General features: G+C 55.6%; 14 protein-coding genes. 4 read left to right on the forward strand and 10 right to left on the reverse strand.

Going from position 1 to position 19,942, the window contains the following annotated elements:
- Positions 1–68: 68 nt before the first annotated feature.
- On the forward strand, positions 69–815 hold the full coding sequence (locus B1C80_RS19640) for a hypothetical protein (protein WP_077922919.1): 747 nt from the start codon (positions 69–71) through the stop codon (positions 813–815).
- A 272-nt stretch (positions 816–1,087) separates the two neighbouring features.
- On the opposite strand, the gene B1C80_RS19645 is transcribed toward B1C80_RS19640, so the two are convergent.
- The 3 genes from B1C80_RS19645 to B1C80_RS19655 form a co-directional block, all read right to left on the reverse strand.
- Positions 1,088–3,340, reverse strand: coding sequence for a xanthine dehydrogenase family protein molybdopterin-binding subunit (locus B1C80_RS19645; protein WP_077922920.1), 2,253 nt, complete (start codon positions 3,338–3,340; stop codon positions 1,088–1,090).
- A 34-nt stretch (positions 3,341–3,374) separates the two neighbouring features.
- Entirely contained in the window at positions 3,375–3,830 is a 456-nt protein-coding gene (locus B1C80_RS19650) for a (2Fe-2S)-binding protein (protein WP_077922921.1), read from the reverse strand.
- A 258-nt stretch (positions 3,831–4,088) separates the two neighbouring features.
- The gene (locus tag B1C80_RS19655) at positions 4,089–4,517 is read right to left on the reverse strand and encodes a nuclear transport factor 2 family protein (protein WP_139361689.1); all 429 of its coding nucleotides are present in this window, start codon (positions 4,515–4,517) and stop codon (positions 4,089–4,091) included.
- 325 nt (positions 4,518–4,842) lie between these two features.
- On the opposite strand from B1C80_RS19655, the gene B1C80_RS19660 reads away from it, so the two are divergent.
- Positions 4,843–5,745 carry an AraC family transcriptional regulator gene (locus B1C80_RS19660; RefSeq protein WP_077922922.1) on the forward strand — a complete coding sequence of 301 codons (903 nt, stop codon included), beginning with the start codon at positions 4,843–4,845 and terminating at the stop codon, positions 5,743–5,745.
- A gap of 13 nt (positions 5,746–5,758) precedes the next feature.
- Here B1C80_RS19660 and B1C80_RS19665 read toward each other — a convergent pair whose 3' ends face one another.
- Entirely contained in the window at positions 5,759–6,421 is a 663-nt protein-coding gene (locus B1C80_RS19665; protein ID WP_077922923.1) for a hypothetical protein, read from the reverse strand.
- 286 nt (positions 6,422–6,707) lie between these two features.
- Between B1C80_RS19665 and B1C80_RS19670 the strand changes: the two genes are divergently transcribed.
- Positions 6,708–7,865 carry an ROK family transcriptional regulator gene (locus tag B1C80_RS19670; protein WP_077922924.1) on the forward strand — a complete coding sequence of 386 codons (1,158 nt, stop codon included), beginning with the start codon at positions 6,708–6,710 and terminating at the stop codon, positions 7,863–7,865.
- 246 nt (positions 7,866–8,111) lie between these two features.
- On the opposite strand, the gene B1C80_RS19680 is transcribed toward B1C80_RS19670, so the two are convergent.
- From B1C80_RS19680 to B1C80_RS19705, 6 genes are all read right to left on the reverse strand, one after another.
- A complete protein-coding gene (locus B1C80_RS19680) occupies positions 8,112–9,206 on the reverse strand; it encodes an IS110 family transposase (RefSeq protein ID WP_077923001.1) in 1,095 nt (364 codons plus the stop codon).
- A gap of 435 nt (positions 9,207–9,641) precedes the next feature.
- Positions 9,642–9,950, reverse strand: a complete 309-nt coding sequence (locus B1C80_RS19685; protein WP_077922926.1) for an ImmA/IrrE family metallo-endopeptidase — start codon at positions 9,948–9,950, stop codon at positions 9,642–9,644.
- A 12-nt stretch (positions 9,951–9,962) separates the two neighbouring features.
- Positions 9,963–11,564, reverse strand: a complete 1,602-nt coding sequence (locus tag B1C80_RS19690; protein WP_077922927.1) for an FAD-dependent oxidoreductase — start codon at positions 11,562–11,564, stop codon at positions 9,963–9,965.
- Between the two features lie 19 nt (positions 11,565–11,583).
- Positions 11,584–13,728 (reverse strand): hydantoinase/oxoprolinase family protein, encoded by a 2,145-nt coding sequence (locus tag B1C80_RS19695; RefSeq protein WP_077922928.1) that lies wholly within the window; start codon positions 13,726–13,728, stop codon positions 11,584–11,586.
- A 67-nt stretch (positions 13,729–13,795) separates the two neighbouring features.
- Positions 13,796–15,106 carry a citrate transporter gene (locus B1C80_RS19700; RefSeq protein WP_077922929.1) on the reverse strand — a complete coding sequence of 437 codons (1,311 nt, stop codon included), beginning with the start codon at positions 15,104–15,106 and terminating at the stop codon, positions 13,796–13,798.
- A 65-nt stretch (positions 15,107–15,171) separates the two neighbouring features.
- Complete coding sequence (locus B1C80_RS19705; protein ID WP_077922930.1) at positions 15,172–16,746, reverse strand: DUF4127 family protein; 1,575 nt, start codon at positions 16,744–16,746, stop codon at positions 15,172–15,174.
- Between the two features lie 162 nt (positions 16,747–16,908).
- Here B1C80_RS19705 and B1C80_RS19710 point away from each other — a divergent pair, with 162 nt between their 5' ends.
- Positions 16,909–19,941 (forward strand): TonB-dependent receptor, encoded by a 3,033-nt coding sequence (locus B1C80_RS19710; protein ID WP_077922931.1) that lies wholly within the window; start codon positions 16,909–16,911, stop codon positions 19,939–19,941.
- Position 19,942 lies beyond the last annotated feature (1 nt).

Raw genomic sequence — 19,942 nt, forward strand, 5'->3', positions numbered from 1 at the left:
GGTTGACTTACCAGCCGAAAAGACTCATTTGGTCCTACCGGATTTATCCACCTAAAACTGTCCCAGCTATGTTGACACTTATAAATCAGTTGCTGACCGTAGACAGGACTGGCGCCAACCTGCCGGGATATAGCCCCGCAGCCGACGGTGTTGAACAATTGATTGAGACCGTCGGCGATACAGACCAGTCGATGCGGGCTGCCGCGTTTACCTGGCTGGCTTATCCACTTGTTTTGGCTGAACCAACGGCTGACATACGTTCCGGCGGGTTATATCACTCCTTTTTGCACTCCTTTGTCGTTCGCTTCGATGGGGCTACCGACAACGTGGTTTCAGACGCGGATCAGAGCGCCTGGGTTGATCAGCTCTTGAACCAGTTTGCCGAAACGGTAGATACGGATTCGCTACAGCGCTTATGTGCCGAAGGGGCTTCTGTCTTACCCACGTTTCTGCTTCCTGTTCTGACGCAAGAGTTGAATCAGGGGCATGCTACGGCTGGACTGGCATTCTGGCTGGCCGCTTTTGGGCACTATCTACATACGTGTTTGGGAGCTGTGCAGCCCGAAAGGAGCCCCTATCGTCCGCAACTGACCGGGGAAGATGTAATGAGGGTAACCAATCCGGACGTAACGGCTCTGTTCGATATCCAGCCTCTGGAATCGGCCCGGCTTCGATTGTATCCGGCGCTGGTTGCCCAGTACAAGACCTACCGGACGCAGATTGCTTTGCATGGGTTGGTTTTTCCGCTTAAACAAACGCTGTGTGCATTCTGGGAGGAACAGCCCCCTGAGGGTACGGTTCTGATGCCGGCTTAGTTGTATCGCTCCCGTCGGGCGATGCATCTGGAGGCAGTTGACGCGATGAACCGACAATTCATAGGGATTGCTGGACTGGTTGAGCTGTTCACCCCCCAGCCCCCTAAAGGGGGAGAAGAAACCCACTATCTGATTGGCTTTCACGTCGTAATCACCCTTCATCTATTGTAAAGAGTAACCCTTTCTATCTGGGTTTACAGGTTATCCGCTATTAACGGAAAGCGCCGGTATCGAACCAATCGATTCCGGCGCAAAAAAACGGTTCAGCCGGGTTAGGCCCGTTTCTTGATGTCAGGCTGGAACGGCTGGTTGTAAAACCGTTTTCCTTCTTTTTTGTACAGCGCGTTGGCCACCGCCCCAAACACCGGCGGGAATGGGGGTTCGCCCAGGCCGGTAGGGTCGAGGTCGTTGTCGACGAAGTAGACCTCAATTTGTTTGGGAGCCTCGTTGTGCCGAATCAGGCGGTAATTGTGAAAATTATTTTGCTCAGCGGCCCCGTTTTTATGCGTCAGTGACCCATAAAGCGCATTGCCTATCCCATCGACTACGGCTCCCTGCACCATGTTTTTAGCCGAATCCGGGTTCACCACGATGCCGCAGTCCATGGCGCTAAACACGCGCTCTACGTAGGGCTGGTCATCCCGGCTGACCATATCGACGACGTGGGCTGCGTAGGAGTTATGACAGAAGTAAGCAGCTACCCCCCGGCTATACGTCTCGTTGCCAGGTTTGTTCCAGCCCGATTTATCGCGAACCAGCCTGAGCACGCCCGCGTACCGATCGGGATCATATTCGTTGTTTTTACCAACCGGGTTGTCCTTGGCCCGCTTCAGCAACTCCAGCCGTAACTCGATGGGGTCTTTGCCCATGGCTTCGGCTACTTCGTCGAGGAACGACTGCTCGGCGGCCGCGTTGAAGTTGGAACGCGGTGCGCGGAAAGCGCCAATCGTGATATTGGTTGGAATCTCCCAGCCCTCGGCCAGGTAGTTATCGACAGCGCCCGCCGGAAAACGGTTGGCGTGTATCGGATGTTCGGGTATGCCGCCCCCTTTCACATGGAAAGCAATCAGGTTCTTGTTGGCATCCAGAGCTGCCCGGTAGGTGGCGGTGTACATAGGCCGGTAGATGCCATAGGTCATGTCATCTTCGCGGGTGTATATGAGTTTGACGGGGGCCTTGGTTCGTTTTGAGATCAGGGCCGCTTCGTACATATACTGGCAATAGGCCCGACGACCAAACCCGCCACCCATGCGCGTCATCTGAATCTCGATCTTGTCGGCAGGAAGGTTCAGCAGCTTTGACAGGGTCGGCTCCGACCAGCCCGGTGCCTGTAGTGGTCCGGCTACTACCGCCTTCTCGTCGGTCACATGGGCAAAGAAATTCATCGGCTCCATGCAGTTGTGGGCCAGAAAGGGTGCGTTATAGGTGCGTTCGATAACCTGAGCCGCATTTTTGAACGCCGTTTCGGGATCTCCGTCTTTCCGCAATTGTTTCGCTGGCTTTTTGGCCCAGGCGGCCATTTTTTCAAGCTGGGCGCTGGTGCTTTCCAGCTCACCTGGAACCACAACTTCCTGTTTGCCGCCCCGGCCCATCATCGTGTCTTTGGTATCGCCAATGGGCTCCCAGTCCAGTTGCAGTTTTTTGCGGGCGTTCATTACCTCCCAGGTGGTTTTGCCCACTACAACTACCATATCGTTGAACGAGCGGGTATCGAAACCGCCCTGCTCAAAACCATCTTCGTACAACTTCAGGCTGAACACATCCCTGATCCCCGGCATTTTGAGGGCTTGCGTGGCATCGAACGATTTAAGCTTCATGCCAAAGGCGGGTGGATGCTGGATCATGGCAATCAGCATACCGTCTACCCGGTAGTCCAGGCCGAACAGGGGTTTGCCGGTAACGACTTTTAACCCCTCCACATTTTTCTTCGAGTTTCGGACAATGGTAAAATCCTTAGGGGCTTTCAGTTTCATCCCTTTGGGCACGGGAAGGGTAGCCGCTTTGCTGGCCATTTCGCCGTATTTCGCGGACTTCCCGCTCGCATGCAACAGCACCCCCGCTTTGGTTGTCACTTCCCCAACCGGCACATTCCAGGTTTGGGCAGCGGCCTCGCACAGCATCTGGCGGGCAGCGGCACCTGCTTCGCGCAGGGGTTTCCAGTACATGCGAACCGAGTTACTGCCGCCCGAGAACTGAGGGCCTAGTTTCGCATTGTCGTGCGGACCCATCTCAACGACCACGTTTTTCCAGTCGGCATCCAGTTCTTCGGCGATCATCATCGGCAGCGACGTCATTACGTTCTGCCCGAACTCCGGGTTGGGACAAATGAGTTTGATCTGGTTATCGGGGGTAATCTGGATGTAGCCGTTCAGCTGGGTCCACTGTTGGGGCAGGTTGAGCGCCTGGAGTTTGTCGGCCGCTTTGGCGTTGGCGAGCCAGCTCACACTGAGCATCATGCCGCCACCGGATAGGAGGGAGGCTTTGAGGAAAGAACGTCGGTTGTAGGTTGTTTGGCTGGTTTTCATGGTCGGTTTTGTTTAGGGGTTACCAATAACCAGCTTACTTCCTGGCAACAGATTTGATGGCTTCTTTAATGCGGACGTAGGTACCACACCGGCAGATGTTCCCGCTCATGTAGGTATCGATATCCGCATCGGACGGGTTCGGGTTCACCTTCAGCAGCGAAGCCGCACTCATAATCTGCCCCGCCTGACAATAGCCGCACTGGGCCACGTCATGTTCCTGCCAGGCTTTTTGCACCGGATGGTCACCTTTTGCCGATAAGCCTTCAATGGTGGTAAGGGGTTGATTGCCAACCGCCGAAACCGGCAGCTGGCAGGAGCGGACGGCCGTTCCGTCGAGATGGATGGTGCAGGCGCCACACTGGGCCATACCGCAGCCGTATTTGGTGCCGGTCAGGTCGAGGTGGTCGCGCAGTACCCACAACACAGGCGTGGATGGGTCTACGTCCACCAGCCTGCTTTTACCGTTGATTTTAAGACTGTACTTTGCCATGTTTAAAACGTAAGGATGATTAGGAACAAGGGGATAACCGTACTGCCGCTCGATTCGTCATCGTTTGAACGGAATCTGGTCTGGCCCGACAGCGGCCGTCCGACCGGACATTTGCATGCAGGCTGAACGTTAGTTCGTGTCGTATGGGCTGATAGTCAGATCGATGGAAGAAAAAATTTGGTTAAAGATAATCAGATTTCTCTGCTTTCCTGTTCGCCATACGCCTACCGATCTTCACATAACCGACCGTATGTCGCGTCAATGCTTTATTTGATGGGTGTCGCGCACACTGGAAAAGGTTAGGGCTGTCATTTTCCAGGTACTGGCTTGTTTCTGGTAGACTTCAGTCGCTGTGAACTCGGTCCTGACCTCGGCACCCCGAACGATGGCATCCAGCCTAAGGCGGCTCCAGACAATAGCCGTGTTGTCGAACAGCTCTACCGCTACATCATGCACCTCGGCGTTCTTATACCAGATGCTGCCGGTTTTAATGATGTCAAGTTCTTCGTCTTTTTTCCAGGTTCCACTCATGTGAACGAACTTCGCTTTGTCATCGAAAAGCAGGGCCAGCTTGTCGATCTGCTTGTCGGCCATCCATTGCCATTTCTGTTTCGAGAGCGCAATGAGTTCCTGTTCGGCAGGGGGCCGGCTGGTTATACCGGCGCTTAGGTGGGTTACCTGAGCCATAACTCCCGGCACACCTAACGAGAGACAACATAGGGCGAGAAAAAATGGGATCATACTCAATTTTGTCGTCGGCTGACTGATAGAACGGGAGCGGAGGTGATTTTCTGCGTGCATGTACGTTGCCTGTTTTGTGGAACTATTCGCCAATATGGTAACCAACCGTTACCCTGGCTTTCACTCTTCTCTCTGGCAAAGGTCTGGCTTGTTCTGCTTCGGCCAGGTATACGGATTACGGACTTTCTTACCATTATTACCGATCCGGGTTCACGGGTAAAGTGGGGAGAGGGGGAATGCCCTACTTTTGTCGATGAAACTGATCCACGCTATGGATACCCTGCAGCGATTTGAAACGGTAAACGACTACAACATCTTCAACAATCATGAAACGCTTCACCCCCTGGTCAGCGTCGTTGATCTGTCGAAGGCCGCTCCGCGTCAGGGTTCGCGGATGTATTTTGGCCTGTATACCATATTCCTGAAAGATGTCAACTGCGGGGACCTGGTGTACGGGCGGCATACCTATGACTACCAGGAAGGAACACTGGTATTCATGGCGCCCGGACAGGTGGCGGGCGTTAGCAGCAACGGGGCAACCTACCAGCCGAAAGGGTTTGCGCTGGTCTTTCATCCGGACCTGATTCATGGTACGTCACTCGGTCGGCACATACATGAATACACGTTCTTCGGTTACCAGTCCTACGAAGCCCTGCACCTGTCGGCGCGGGAGCGTCAGCTGGTGCTGGACTGCTTCGCTAAAATCGAGTTTGAATTACAACACGCCATTGACAAGCACAGCAAAAAACTGATCGTCGCCACGATTGAGCTGTTTCTGGGCTATTGCAGCCGGTTTTACGATCGGCAATTTATCACCCGGGAAACGGTGCATAAAGGGATACTGGAACGGTTTGAGACGTTGTTGAACGCGTATTTTCAGTCCGACAAACCCCAGACCACCGGCTTACCAACGGTAGCCTTTTGTGCCGCCGAGCTAAACCTGTCGGCCAACTATTTTGGCGACCTCATCAAGAAAGAAACAGGTAAAACCGCGCAGGAATACATCCAGACGAAACTCATCGATCTGGCTAAGGAACGACTCTTTGACCCCGGCAAATCGATCAGCCAGATCGCCTACGAGTTGGGGTTCACGTATCCGCAGCATTTCAACCGTTTGTTCAGGCAACGGGTGGGGCAATCGCCCAACGAGTATCGAACCCTTCAGTACAAGTAAGGGGAAAGGCCACCTATTTTGTCATATCTACGCTGGTATTGAAAGCCAGCCACGCTTCGGCGCGGTCGCGGTACTGGTTGATCGAGGCCGGGAATTTCGTGAACGTAATCGGGTTTTTAACCTGTACGTACTGAACGGGCGCCACGATCGTAGCCCCGGCACCGGTGGTATAGTTTAGCTGCAGGGTAAAGCTGATGCGGGTAGGGCGGACGCCCGGTTTGGGCAGCGCTTGAGCGATGTCGACCCGCTTGACGGGTTTTACCTCGCCCGGCGAAATGGGGCTGGTGACGGTAGACGTTCCCACTTCGTAAAATCCGACTTTCAGACCCGGAATGGGAGAAGGCTTGGGCGGGAAACTGGCGGTGTTGATCCGGCGAATATCCAGCGATACGTTGTAGATAAAAGACTCGCCACTGGATGACTTTATAACCTGAACAGCCTTGCTCCTGGGCAACTTGACGCTGGTATTCGCGGGCGTGAGGGTTCCCACCACTTCGTTGTTTTTACCGAGCAAATACATCGCCTGGATCTTGAATTCGCAGGGGTAGGGGCGGGTCTGCCCGTTCGACATGGTGCACGGAACCGGGGCCTGCGGAGCGGCTCGCCAGAGGGTATTCACAGGAACATGCAGATGAAGCGATGCGACCAGACAGGAATAAAGGATTGTGGTTTTCATAAGAGGACGATTGATGAGGGTAAGGGTAGTCGTTTGGAAAGTCACACATCAAGCGGACTGGTGAATATAATCCGTATGAACGGTTGAGTAACTAATCCTTTGAGTCACCGGTCGAAAGCATTCTGTAGACCTACACCAGCTACCGATCTGGCGTGCGTTCAGCCCGGTAGCGAGCATCTGTTCAGAACGTTACCCGGACTGGTCGACCGCATTATTTGATGGCAGAACTCTATATTTGTCAGGGCTTCCGAAACCACGTTCGGAGGGTTCTGTAGAGGCACATTGAATGAGAAGCTTTCTTGAGGGTCTGGGTTTCGGCAATAACCATAGTCTGCAGACCCGAAAAATCATCCAGTATCTGTTGCGTGAAAAAGGGAAAACGGTGCTCGAAATCCGTGACTTCTGCGGGCTCAGTCTACCCACCACCATCAAGTTCGTCAATGACCTGGTCGACAAGAACATCCTGATCGAGTCGGGTAAGAAAGAGTCGTCGGGGGGGCGTCGGCCAACCGTGTACAATCTGAACCCGGACCAGGGCTATATCGTGGGGGTTGAGTTACTGCTCAAGTCGTTTCGGATGAGTATTATCAACCTGCATCACGAAGTCATTTACGATTACGAAACCGACAATTTCGATATCAGCCAGCGCGACGAATCGTTCGAGTTTGTGGCCCGCACGGTGCCGGCCCTTATCCGAAATAAGGGCATTGCCGAGGACAAGATTCTGGGGGTGGGCATCGGGATCACCGGGCGGGTCAACCACGCCAAAGGCATCAGTTATTCATTCCTGAACTTCGACGAACCCCTGACCGAGCGGCTGGAAAAACTCTGGCCATACCCAGTCTACATCGATAACGATACCCATTTCATGGCCATGGGTGAGCAGGTGTTCGGGCTGGCCCGCGACAAACAAAACGTGGTCTATGTAAACCTGAGCCGGGGGCTGGCCGTCGGCTTGATCTCGAACGGGCACATCCACAACGGGCATTCCTATTTTGCCGGGGAATTTGGGCACGTCACCTTTTTCGACAACGATAAGTTGTGCATTTGCGGCAAGAAAGGCTGCCTGTCGACGGTGGTGTCGGGGGCCGCTCTCGAAGAAAGCTACGCCGAAAAAACGGGCCGGTATCTGCCCTACCGCGATTTACTGGCCCTCTCGAAACAAGGCGACCGACTCGTTAACGAACTGCTGTCTGACCTGGGCGAACAACTCGGCAAAGCCCTGTCTATGCTGATTCAGGTGTTTAACCCCGAACTGCTCATTCTGGGTGGGCGGTTTATTGACGTAGGTGAGTACCTAACCTATCAGGTCATCCGCGGGTTGAGCCTGCACAGCCTGCCCCAGCTCCTGGCCGACTGCGAGTTTCAGGTTTCCCCGCTGGGCGAAAAAGCAGAGATGCTGGGCGCCTATGCGCTGGTCATCGAAAAGGTTTTCGAGCCGTAGCGGCTTAAAGGTCAATCCTGTTAACCCTACATGCATCATGATATTGCAGGGGGAGACCGGTTTATACCCCCCAGTCCATTCAGATGAATTGTTGGGGGAAGGGTGGTTAAGCAAGCAAAGCTATGCAGAGACCGGATTTCACACCCCCCAGCCCCCTAAAGGGGGAGTTAACCCCGCCGTTTTTTCTCCGGCTGGTACTGTCGTGAAAGTCAAGTTTTACGTTAGGATTATTTTCATATCTTTGGACTACAAGTAGGACAACTCGGCTTCGGCCACTTGATCCTGGGTAGTCCCGCCGGTCGGGACTATTTTTTTTGCCTGACCAGTTCGGTTCGCTAAATACAAAGGGTCGTAAGCGACCCCGTGACGCCACAAGGCGTAGGCCATCAGCAGCAACCGCTTCTGAACCGCCACGTAGGCTTTCATCTTGATGCCGCTCCGTTCATAGACCCGCTCGTAAAGGGCTTTACAGGTGGGCTCGTTGAAGCGAACGGCATTGAAGGCCGGCATGTGCAGTATACGACGCAGGCGACTGTTCCCCTTTTTAGAGATACGGGTTTTGCCTGAGTGGTTGCCAGACTGATTCTCCACTACGTCATAACCCGCATAGCTCACTAGGTGGCGCTGATTGGTGAAGCCTTCGAAGCCGTTGGTCTCGGCCACCAGGACAGCTACCGATAGTAAGGCCAAGCCTTTAATCTTGACCAACTGCTCGATGCGTGGTTTGAGCACAGCATCATCGTTGATGAGTTGGGTAATGGCTTGCTCTAAGGCGGTTAGTTGTTGGTCGTATACCTTGACCAAGTTGGTCAGTTGTTTAGTGATAAAGCCATTGTCAAAGGCACTGTGTTTCAGGGCATGTTGCTGATTGGTGGACTGGGTTCGCAGTTCTTGCAGGCGTTGGTGTTGGCGAGTCAATAGCCGCAAGGCGTATAGGTTCTTGGAGAGAGGTTTCCAGAGTGGTACTCGCTGCTCAAGGCCCATGCGAGACAAGCCCTGGGCATCGATTTTGTCGTTCTTGGACTTATAGCCTAAGCTCTTAAGATAGTATTTCGCTTTATTGGGCAGTAAGATACTGACCGGTTGATCCTGCTGATGGAGAAACCAAGCCACCGCTTCGTGGTAGACGCCGGTCGATTCCATCAGGTAGGTAAGCGGTAAGTCTTGCTTACGATGGCGGGCCACCCAACTGAGTAGGGTAAGAAAGCCCGCTGGCTTGTTGGCTACTTTGGTGGTGGCTTTAAGGGTGACTTTGCCGGTCTGGTCAATCACTGACAGGCCTACCTGGAGGGTATCTTTGCTGACGTCCAGCCCAACACAATGGCGTAAGAAGGTTTGCATAACCAAGCGGGGGAAAAGTGAAACAGAAACCACCTGACGGCTTTCCTGGCTCTGGCACATCGATTGGAGATAGTAGTTACAACCACTTCTATGGGTACTGTCGGAGCTGATTGGAAAGGGGACAGGGGAGCCAGCACAACCAGCCTGATCAAGATCACCGGAGGGTGTCTCAGCGGCCGACCCGAGGTACTGGCTACCCGTGTCAGGTCTTGCTCATAAATTGCACTTTTTCTGACAGACTCAACTCAAAACAAAGATATGAGCGGCCGACCGTCCCTTTAGGGGGCTGGGGGGCGAAAAGGTAGCGATTCGGGCTATTAGGATTCACATCAATTCCTTCCCCTAACAACTCTTAGGCCGGGCCGCCGTCGCGGGGCTGGGGGGTAAACAAACACCTCCTTTAGCGAGCCGGAGAGTAATCTGCGACCAATTCATTCAGGGGTGATTGGCTTTAATCAACGCGTCGGCGAAGGACTCGGCTAGTTTTTCTTCTTCCAGACGGGGCAGCAGGATGGCTGCTTCGTGAATAAAAAAATGCGCTAACTCATGGGCCAGTATCTGCGTCGGCTCCAGGGGAGCGGCCAGGTTGATGCAGATGGTCCGATCCTTTTTGTGGTATTCACCCATAGTAGCCGGATGCCATCGTTCGTACCGCACGACTACGCCTGCCCGCTGCGCAATTTCGGTTGCTTCGGTAGTGCCATATCGCTGGCTGATCTGATGGGCTAACTCGGCGCCGGTCATGAACGGATACGTTTACAGGGCATGACGGTGCGGGTCGCCTTCGGACAGCACAAGATTATCGGGCCACTCAATGGGAATGCCCCGTCGGGTCAGCGCGGCCTGAAAATCGATTAGCAGCGTGGGCGTATTCCGAACCTGCCGGGGCGACACGCCTTTTTCCAGACAGTAGGCCAGCAGATGGCCGACCGACTCACCGATGTTCCACTCGATCGGATGCAGTCGGTAACAGCCATTGGTAATGTGGGTGGTGCCGATGTTCTTACAGGCGGGCAACAGATTCTCAACCCGCTCAGGCAATAACGAGCCCAGCGGGATCTGGAAAGGCAGACTCTCTACATCGATATAGTTATCGCCACCCAGGCTTGGATGCAAGTCGATCCGGTAAAAACCCAGGCCGACCGAATCAGGGAATGGTTCCGCCAGCGTTGAGCCGGGTCGAAGATGAGCCGACACGTGCTGTTCCCGAATCGTAAACTCGGCTTTGATTCGTCTCGATTCCCGGATGTAGGGTCGTTTGGCCAGGCCGTCGGCAGTGCCAACCACATCGGGGCGGAGTTTTAGCCCCCGAAAGCCCAGTTCGGTTTGCAGGTAGTACAAAAACGAAAGGCTTTGCTCCTTGGCTTCCTGTACGTAGCGGGCGCGCTCGGCTGGACTAGCCTCGCTCAGATCACCCCCCAGATAATCGATCTGTGGGTAATTGACGAGGGTAATGTCCGACTCAAAAGCACCCTCCTGAAACAGATTTTTGTCCAGTATCCGCCGGTAGGTCCATAGGCCGGCGAAGGCTCGGTTGGGTTCGCGGTTAGGCTGGAAATTGTACTGAACAGGTTGTAGGGTGCGCGGGCTAAGACCGGTGAGGCTCAGTAGCGGACCCGACCAGGCGGGCAACAGGGGAGGCACAAACGTTCGCCAGTAGTCGTAGCGGGCTGGCTTATCGATGGTCCAGTCTTCGCCCTCGTGATAGCTCATGGCAAAACATACCGAAAACGCCTGCACGTTGCCGGGTCTGGCAACGGGTGCAGCACTGAGCTCTCCGGTTTCGGCCTGGCTTTCCGAGCCCGTCACGTAGTCGGTTCCCGTCAGGGGCAGCAAATCCCCCAACTCGGTAGCATCGACAAAATATCGGGCGTTCACCCATACCGATTCGGACGTCTGGGTATGCTGCAGGGTGACCGACTGAATGGTATCTGCCTCATAAACAGCCTCAGTTGCCTCGTACTCGTACAAGATCGTCAGGCACTGGCGGTCAATGTACGGCTGTAGCATGGCCTGCAACACCCGCAGAAATACGATGGGTTCAGCACAGAGGGGCGATACCCAGCCGTTACCCGGGTTCAGGGTCGGGTTGAGCCTGGCCTCGGGAGTTAGTGGGTAATGGGTTCGGTAATAGTCCCGAACGTTTTCGCGGAACTGTCGGTAGGTCTGGGTGCAGCCAAATTGTTCAATCCAGCCGTGTTCGTCGGGTGGGGTGGCCTGGGTAGTAAACTGGCCGCCAATCCAGTCCGACTCCTCGGTCAGGATGACGGTTAAGCCCGCTTCGCAGGCCGCCAGCGCGCAGGCGCATCCGCCCACACCCCCGCCTGCAATGAGAATATCTGTTGTTAAAACTGGCATTCGTTGTCTGATTCTGCTGCTACTTTCTGGAGGCTATAATCACAATGGGTTCGTCGCCGGGCCGGTTTTCAAGTTCGGTCTGGGCCAGGGCCAGGACCTGTTCCAGCTCGGCCAGGCCTGAGAGGTTGATGATGCGGCTACCGGCCAGCAGGTGAATGTCGGGCAGGCTCCGGCCGGCATCGCCAAAATCTGTCAAATTAGTTATGACCTGGTCCAGTTCAGCGGCTACCTGCCGTATGTCTGTCACATACACACCCGCCTGGGTTCGCTGTAGCCGAACCACTCCCGTTTTATCGGTAATTCGGACGGCCAGCTGACGCTTTTTAAACAAACCAAAAAACGGACTGGATTCCCGCTCCACACCGAACACATACAAACCGCTGGTCTGACCCAACAGCCTGACCTCCCCTTCGTCGACCTGTAGGGAACGAGCCGCCGACGCCCGGCAGAGGTCAGGCGTACTGGCTTTGGCGTTGTCTTCCTTGCGCAGTTCGGTGGTGCCGAAGGCGGTGGCCCGTACCAGATTTCGGCGCGTATCTACTTCAATCTGTACTTCGATGGTTTCGGGCAGGGCCCCGACTTTCATAACGGCCTCGGTTGCTTCGCGCCGGACAGCCAGGATATCCTCGGGCGTGGGGTCGACCAGGTTGCGTTCTACGGTATCCCGCACCATGGCCAGAGCTACCCCGATGGTTGAAATGACTTCGGCTTTCCTGGCCAGTCGCGCGGGCAGGTTCATCAGCTGGCCCGTGAAGAGTACCAGCGATGCAGCACCGCCCCCACCCCCGATCAACTCGACGGTGTTCCGGTCGAGGTGGTATTCGGTGATGAGTTCCTCGAGCTGGCGGGCTACCTTCTGGCACGATATGTCGAGCACCAGCCGGGCGGTTTCCAGCTCGGTCTTGCCTAGTTTATCGGCCAGGGGTTTGAACGCCAGTCGGGCCGCTTCGGTGTTGCCTTTCGCAAACGCCGTGTCCGGAATGATGCCGAGCAGGTTGGCCGCGCAGGTAGGTGTCAGGGCAAAGCGCTGGCCGTCGGTTGTTTCGATGGCTGTATAGTCGTCGGCATCTTTCTCGGTCGGGCGCAGGTGTACCAGCCGGGCGTCGATAAAGCGTTCGGGCGTCTGAAAACAGGCGTAGGACAAACCGGCGATGTGCGCCGACCGGGTTCCCACATCCACGAGTTTGCCGTCCGACTCCCGAATCATGCTGCCACCGGCAATGGCAAGGGTTCGTACGTCGAGGGTGTTGAGGTAGGTTCGATGGCCGCCCACCCGGGCGTTTTTGGTCTGTGGCTGACCATCGCGGATGACCGAAATATCGGCGCTGGTACCGCCTACTTCAATAAAAATACCGTCGGATACCCGCTCGTGCATGAGTGCGCCGGCAATGCCCGCAGCCGGCCCCGACAGCATGGTCATGATGGGTCGGCGATGCACTTCATCGACGCTCATAACCCCGCCGTCTGACCGCATGATCATCAGCGGGGCTGTGATGCCGGCTTTCTTCACACACTCGTCGGTCATGGTGGCGGTGTGAATCATTTTGGGCAGAATGGCTCCGTTTATCACGGCCGTACGGGTGCGGGTGCGCAGGCCGTAGAGGGTAGACACATCGTGGCCGCTGGTGGCTAGCAATCCCGCTTTCCGGGCCCGTTCGCTGACGAAGATTTCGTTTTCGTCCTGATCTACCCCGAACGCTTCGGATGCGACGATCACCTCGACCCCTTTCTGCCGAAACGTTTCGACCTGTCGGTCAACATAATCGCCGGTCAGCTCCCGGCCCTGGCAGAAAACGTGTTCGGTCTGGAGCCAGCGGCTGGGCGCCAGTTCAATGGCCGGTACGTTCGTATCCGACTTTGCCTTAAAGGCCTCCCAGCCACTACCTATGCCGATGATGCCGACTTTGGCCACGTCGCCTTCGAGCAGGGCATTGGTAGCCTGTGTCGTTGAATGGGCAATGAACACAACGTCTTCGGGATCAACGGCCAGTTCGGCCAGCGCGCGGGCGATGGCGTTAATGATACCCAGCGCAACGCCCTCGGTAGCGTGGTGGGTGGTGGGAACCTTCAATTGGGATATGACCTCGCGCGTGGTGTGATCGACAACCACAACGTCGGTGAACGTTCCGCCAACATCAATGCCTACCCGTACTTGTCGTTTCATGGGAGTTAGTCGTCTCGTTGGTAATCAGGCTCAGCCAGTAGCGGCTACAGCCTCGGTTGGGGTAGTTTTAGAAAAACAGCACAACGGCTATGATCAATCCCAGCAAGCAGACGGCCATGGCCGGTAGCAGGGTTTCCTTGGTGAGCCCTTCGACCGGAACCCCGACGAAATTGGCGATCCATACGTTGTGGGTGTTGGTTGGGTCGCAGATGTTCTGTACCTGAACCACACAGATAATGGCCGCCAGCAACGCCAGCGCCGGAAGGATGCCCGTGCCGAACATGATCGTGAACAAGCCAATGCCGATCCCGAAAATATTGAGCGGCCCCCGGTAGAGCGACAGGGGCGACAGCAGTCCGAAGAAAGCGACGTAAAAGAGGGCCGACTGAAACGGGAGCGACACGATCAGGGGTTCGAGCGCCGTTTTGATGGGCCCCAGATTCAGCGCGTTGAGCAGCATACCGATGCCCATCATCAGAATAGCCGCCGGAGCGCCATCTTCAATCCCCTTGATGGCCGAGGCTGTCAGCGTCTGGATGGCCGTGCCCAGATTGGTTGTGACGACCCCGTAGAGCGAACCGATCAGGAAAGCCGCGATGAAGTCGAGTTTGATGCCGAAGGCGTTGAAGCCGATGAACAGAACGAGGGGCACAATGGGGGTCAGCAGCGCGATGGGCCGGACGGTCTTGCGTTTTACGGGACGGGTTGTTTCGGACTGGGTTACCCGATCAGCCACTACCGCCGAGAGCAGCAACACCTCCCCCGACCGTTTGGCGGCAATCAGGGCGTAGGCAATTACGAATACAACCATCAGCCCCAGCATGATAAAGGCGAATTGTAGCACCTCCGGCGGCATCGGCTGATTGTCCTGCAATTGCAACAGTTGCCGGTACAGGGTAAACAGGATGGGGTTGAATATAAAGCCGGTGGCAAAAGCGAGCAGAAACAGCACCCCCGCCAGCTTGCGCGGAATGCCCAGACTCATCATGATCGGCAGCACCAGCGATCCTACCGTGATGATGGCTCCCAACCCCTGCAGGGTCGTAAAAAGGATGGCCGTTACCAGCATCAGCCCGAAAGCCACTACCAGTGGGCGTTCGCCCCCGAACTCAGCGGCTCGCTTAATGATTTCCTCGGCAATACCGGTCTGGATTAGGACCCGACCCATCATGGCTCCGGCAAAGACCGCCACGTAGACAGGCGCCAGCTTCACCGCACCACCCGCCACAATCTCGTTCAGGATGTCGGTAGCGCCAAGCCGGGCGAGTACGGCGATGAGTACGGCCATAGCGGGCAGCGCGATCAGCGCCGGCATCTTCCGCAGGAACATCAGGGTGGCAAACACCAGGAATATGATCAGTAAACCAATGGCTATCATAGGCGTGAGTAAGGGTAGACGATGAGTAGGCGGGCTACTGCACTTCTGTCATCGAACGGGTTATATTACTTGGTCAGTTTCAGATCGAAATCAATTTCGGCTTCAAAGGTGCGGTCCCAGGGTAGATCGAAACGCAGGTTGGTGATCGTACAGCGCTGACCACTGGTTTTCGGGAAAAAACCAGCGGCTGTCCGGGTGGCTATCGGCTGCAGTTCGGTCAGACAATAGGCTTCAATGGTCCTGGTCTGTTCAGCGGTCAGTCGGTTCGGGTTCCATTGACTGGCCCGGCATCGTTTGTTGGCCTCGGGCCGCACCAGGGAATGGTAGGTGTAATCGTCGAGGAGTCGGTTCAGCATAAACCACACCTGCGCCTGATTCATGCGGGGCGCAGCAGCTGGTTTCGATTGGGCCACCACCCGCGATACACCCGCCAGGATACCATGGGGCAGAGCGGTGCCGATGGTGTTACCGGCGGTGTTCCAGCAGGCATAACCGTAGGTTCGGGCAAATACCGATGCCTCTTTCAGGGCTTCCGTAAATGGAATATCTCCTCCCTGTACATCCCCTTTGGGATCAACGTCGGCAATAATGATTCCCTTGTCCGGGCTGCGAATGATCTGATCGGCAAACTGGCGGGCGCTACCAGCGTCAAAGCGGGATGCGAATACATAGTACAGCAGATCAGCCTCGCCGGGGTCGTTCACTTCGCGGGCGCCAACGGCATTCAGATGAAAACTGACCGTTTGCCGCAAGGGCCGGTCTTCAAACGGCATCACCGTATGGGCGGCCGTTTCGGACGAATAGATGGCTTTGATGCGGGGATGGTAGTTATAGCGGTCGGTCATGGCCCGCGCCAGCAGCAGCATGGATACCTCGTCGGCCCCGGGCTGAATAGCGACCTGCGCGGTTAGGTTTGCCTGTTTTACCGTGTTTGTCAGGTTTTCCCGATCGCGGATATGCACCCCGCGGGGTTTCGCATCGTCCTGCGACACGATCAGGTAATCGAACACCTTTTCCCGGGCCAGCCCGATGGCAAACTGATTGACCTGCAGGTTGCGCAGCCGGGCCTGTTTATAATCGGCCAGGGCTGCTGACGGAATGGCTTGTTCGAGCTGGCGGGTCTGGTCCCGCAGGTTCGTATCGGGCGACACCTCGGCCCACCTGGCCAGTTTTTCGCGGTACCCCTCGTTTTTGCCGTCGGCGGTGGGCGCCAGCCGCATGATTACGCTGGAGCCGTAGATTTTGAGCCCGGGGGCTTTACGGCGTAGCTCGCGTACAATCTGAACCCGGTCGAGGGCTTTCTGGGCCGGAACCCCGTGAATCCGCGATCCTACCAGACCCCCGTAGGCCAGCATATCGACCGAAATAATGGCGGCATCGAAGCGGCTCAGCGACTGCGCCCGCAACCAGCGGATGATTTCGTCGGACTGTCCGACTTCGGTAAACCGGCCCAGCAGGTGGCGGGGGGGCGCAACGACCTCCACATCGCCAATCTTACCCATCTGTACCGGATACTGCAGGCAGGGCGGTCGTTCGTCGAGCGGGATCAGTAAGATACGGGTCGTTGCCTGGCTCCGGCTCTGGGAGTTAGCCCCCCAGGAGAGCAACAGGAGTACGCACGAGAGTAACCAGCTACGCATAAGAATTGAGCACTTTTCAGGTAAAGGACGAAACAAAAGTCTGAATAAATCCGGTACATCCAAATAAACTTATATAAAAAATTAATAAAAGTTTTAGTAATTTATTTAAAAAGAATATGTTTGCATCAAATCCAGTCAATAGTCCTTTACCTAATACTCCCAATGAAACGAATTCTACCACTCATCCTGCTGACGATCGGATGGGCCACGGCCATGGCTCAGTCGATCACGATTAAAGGTAAAATCAACGACGGCGAGACCAACGAAGCCGTAGTGGGTGCTAACGTGGCCGTTAAGGGCACCACCAAAGGAACCTCCACCGACGCATCGGGCAACTTCTCGCTGGTTGTCGACAAGGGGGTTACCCTGATTGTTTCCAGTATTGGGTATGACAACGCCGAAGTTGTGGCCGGTACCGAAGAGCTGACCATTCGGCTCCGGCCCAACGACCGCACCTTATCCGAGGTTGTCGTAGTGGGCTACGGGGTGCAGAAGAAGGCTAACCTGACCGGGGCCGTCACCCAGCTGAAGTCGGCCGATCTGCTGAAACGGCAGGTGGGCACCACCAGCAACCTGCTGCAGGGCCTGGCCCCCGGGGTATCCGTGTTTCAGGGGTCGGGTAAACCCGGTGCCGACTCGCCCGCCATCCGGATCCGGGGTATCGGGTCCATCTTCTCCAGCCAGGCTCCGCTTATTCTGATCGATGGGATTGTATCGAGTCTGGATAACGTAGATGCCAATGCCATCGAGAGTATAACCGTACTGAAAGATGCTGCGTCTACGGCTATTTATGGGTCGCGGGCTGCCAACGGGGTTGTTCTCGTTAGAACCAAACGGGGTGGCACCGGTGGGATTAAGGTCGGATATAATGTGTTTGTCACCAAACAGGAAGCCACCAACATTCCCGAAAAGGTCAGCGCCGTTGAACACATGGAACTTAGTAACGTGGCCCAGCGCAACCAGACTGGTAATCCCAACGCGTTCGTGTTTTCGCAGGCGTTAATCGACAAATACAAAAATACCGCCCCCGACAACCTCGAAGTATTTGACAACGACTGGGTCAAGCTGCTGTTCACCAACAGCGGTCTGATGCAGAACCACAACATTACCGTCGAAGCAGGCAGTGAAAAAGCCAGCCTGTTTGCCTCGGTCTCGTACCTGAACCAGCAGGGGTTGATTCCGAACAACAGCTTCAACCGCTTCGACCTGCGGCTCAACCCCGATATTCGGTTCAACGACAAATTCCGGGTTACGTCTGTCCTGTTTTACAACCAGTCGACCCGGACCGAACCCGCTGGCGGAACCCCCGAGTTTATCATCCGTCAGGCCATTGGTCTGCCCGCCACGGGACCGGCTAAATTTGGCGACGGTATGTACGGCGACGCGGGCCAGTCGAACCGCCGAAATCCGCTGGGCCAGGCTGAATCCAGCGGGTTGTTTCAAGTAACCCGGCCTAACATGATGGGGAAGGTTACATTCCTGTACACGCCCATCAAATCCCTGGAAATTGAAGCCAGCGCGGCCCGTGAACAGTGGCATCCGTATGCAAAGCGGTTCCAGAAGAACTACAATGTATACGCCCCCAACATAGCCAACAGATCCTATGACCTGGTGGCGCCTTATCCCGGCACCAACGCTTTGTCGGAAAGGGATACCACGAGTTACCGGACAACATTGCTGGCGCAGGCCACTTACACCTATCGGGATACCAAAAACGAAATCAAGTTTCTAGTAGGAGCACAGACGGAAGAGGGGACAAACCGAACCCTCAGTGCGTCCCGGTCGGACTTTATCAACGAAGAATTGCCGTATCTGTCGCTGGGTGGCGCCAACCGCGATAACTCGGGTGGGGCCAACGAGTATGCGCTGGCCGGTTTTTACGGCCGTGTCAACTACGCCTTTCAGGACAAATACCTGCTTGAAGTGAACGGGCGGTACGATGGATCGTCGCGCTTCTCGCAGGCGCTCAATCGGCAGTGGGGCTTCTTCCCATCGGCATCGGCGGGCTGGGTGTTCAGCAACGAGAAGTTCTTCTCGGGCCTAAGCTCGGTCATCTCGTTTGCCAAAATCCGGGCGTCGTACGGAACGCTGGGGAACCAGGGCGTACCGGAATTGTACCCCTTTGCCGGTACCTATAACTCGGGTAACGATTATTACTTTAACAACGCCATCAACCAGGGTCTGGCACTCACCGATGCAGTCAACGCCGGTACGACCTGGGAAAAATCGACCCAGTTCGACCTGGGCGTCGATTTTCAACTGCTCAAGGGACTGACCATTACGGCTGACTACTACGTCCGCAAGATTTCGGACATCCTGATGCGCCGGCCTATTCCGGGCTATGTGGGTCTGAATCCGGCGTTGCTGAACCTGGGCAAAATGGAGAACCGGGGCTGGGAGGTCTCAGCAACGTACCGCAACCGCATCGGCGGATTACGCTACGACGTAACGGGGGTATTGTCGGACGTCAGAAACAAAGTAACCGAACTGCCCGGCGTTCCTTACATCGACGAAGGGCTGCTCCGGTCGGCCGAAGGGTATGCGCTGCGGTCGTATTTTGGGTACCAGGCCATCGGCTACTTTCAGTCGAGAGAAGATATTGCCAGCAGCCCGACGCACTTTTTTAACCCGGCGCCCGGCGACATCAAATATGCTGACCTGAACGGCGACGGCAAGGTGAACAACGACGACCGTACGTTTATCGGCAATAACTTCCCCCGCTACGAATACAGCATCAACGCCAACCTGGCATACGGGCTGTTTGATCTGAATCTGTTCGGGCAGGGCGTTGCCAGAAAGGAAAACTACATCTCCGGCACCGGAGCCTGGCCTTTCTTTGCGGGGGATTTCATCCCGTCGCTGCTGTCTTTTCACAAAGATTACTGGACCCCCGAAAATCCCAACGCTGCCTTCCCGCGGCTGCTGCCGGCCATCGGCGTCAACGGAACGAACTCGTCGTTCTGGGTAAAGAACTCGGCCTACTTCCGGCTGAAAAACGTAAACCTGGGTGTTCGCGTACCGGATAACCTGATCCGCAAGCTGGGCGTCGGGTCGGCCCGGTTCTACGTGAGTGCGCAGAACCTGTTTACCCTGACCCCATTCTGGAAAGGATTCGACCCCGAAATCAACAACAACACGGCTGAGTTTTACCCGCTCATGAAAACCTATACGGTTGGCCTAAACCTGAAATTCTAGA

It is taken from the genome of Spirosoma sp. 209 (assembly GCF_002006735.1).
GTDB lineage: Bacteria > Bacteroidota > Bacteroidia > Cytophagales > Spirosomataceae > Spirosoma > Spirosoma sordidisoli.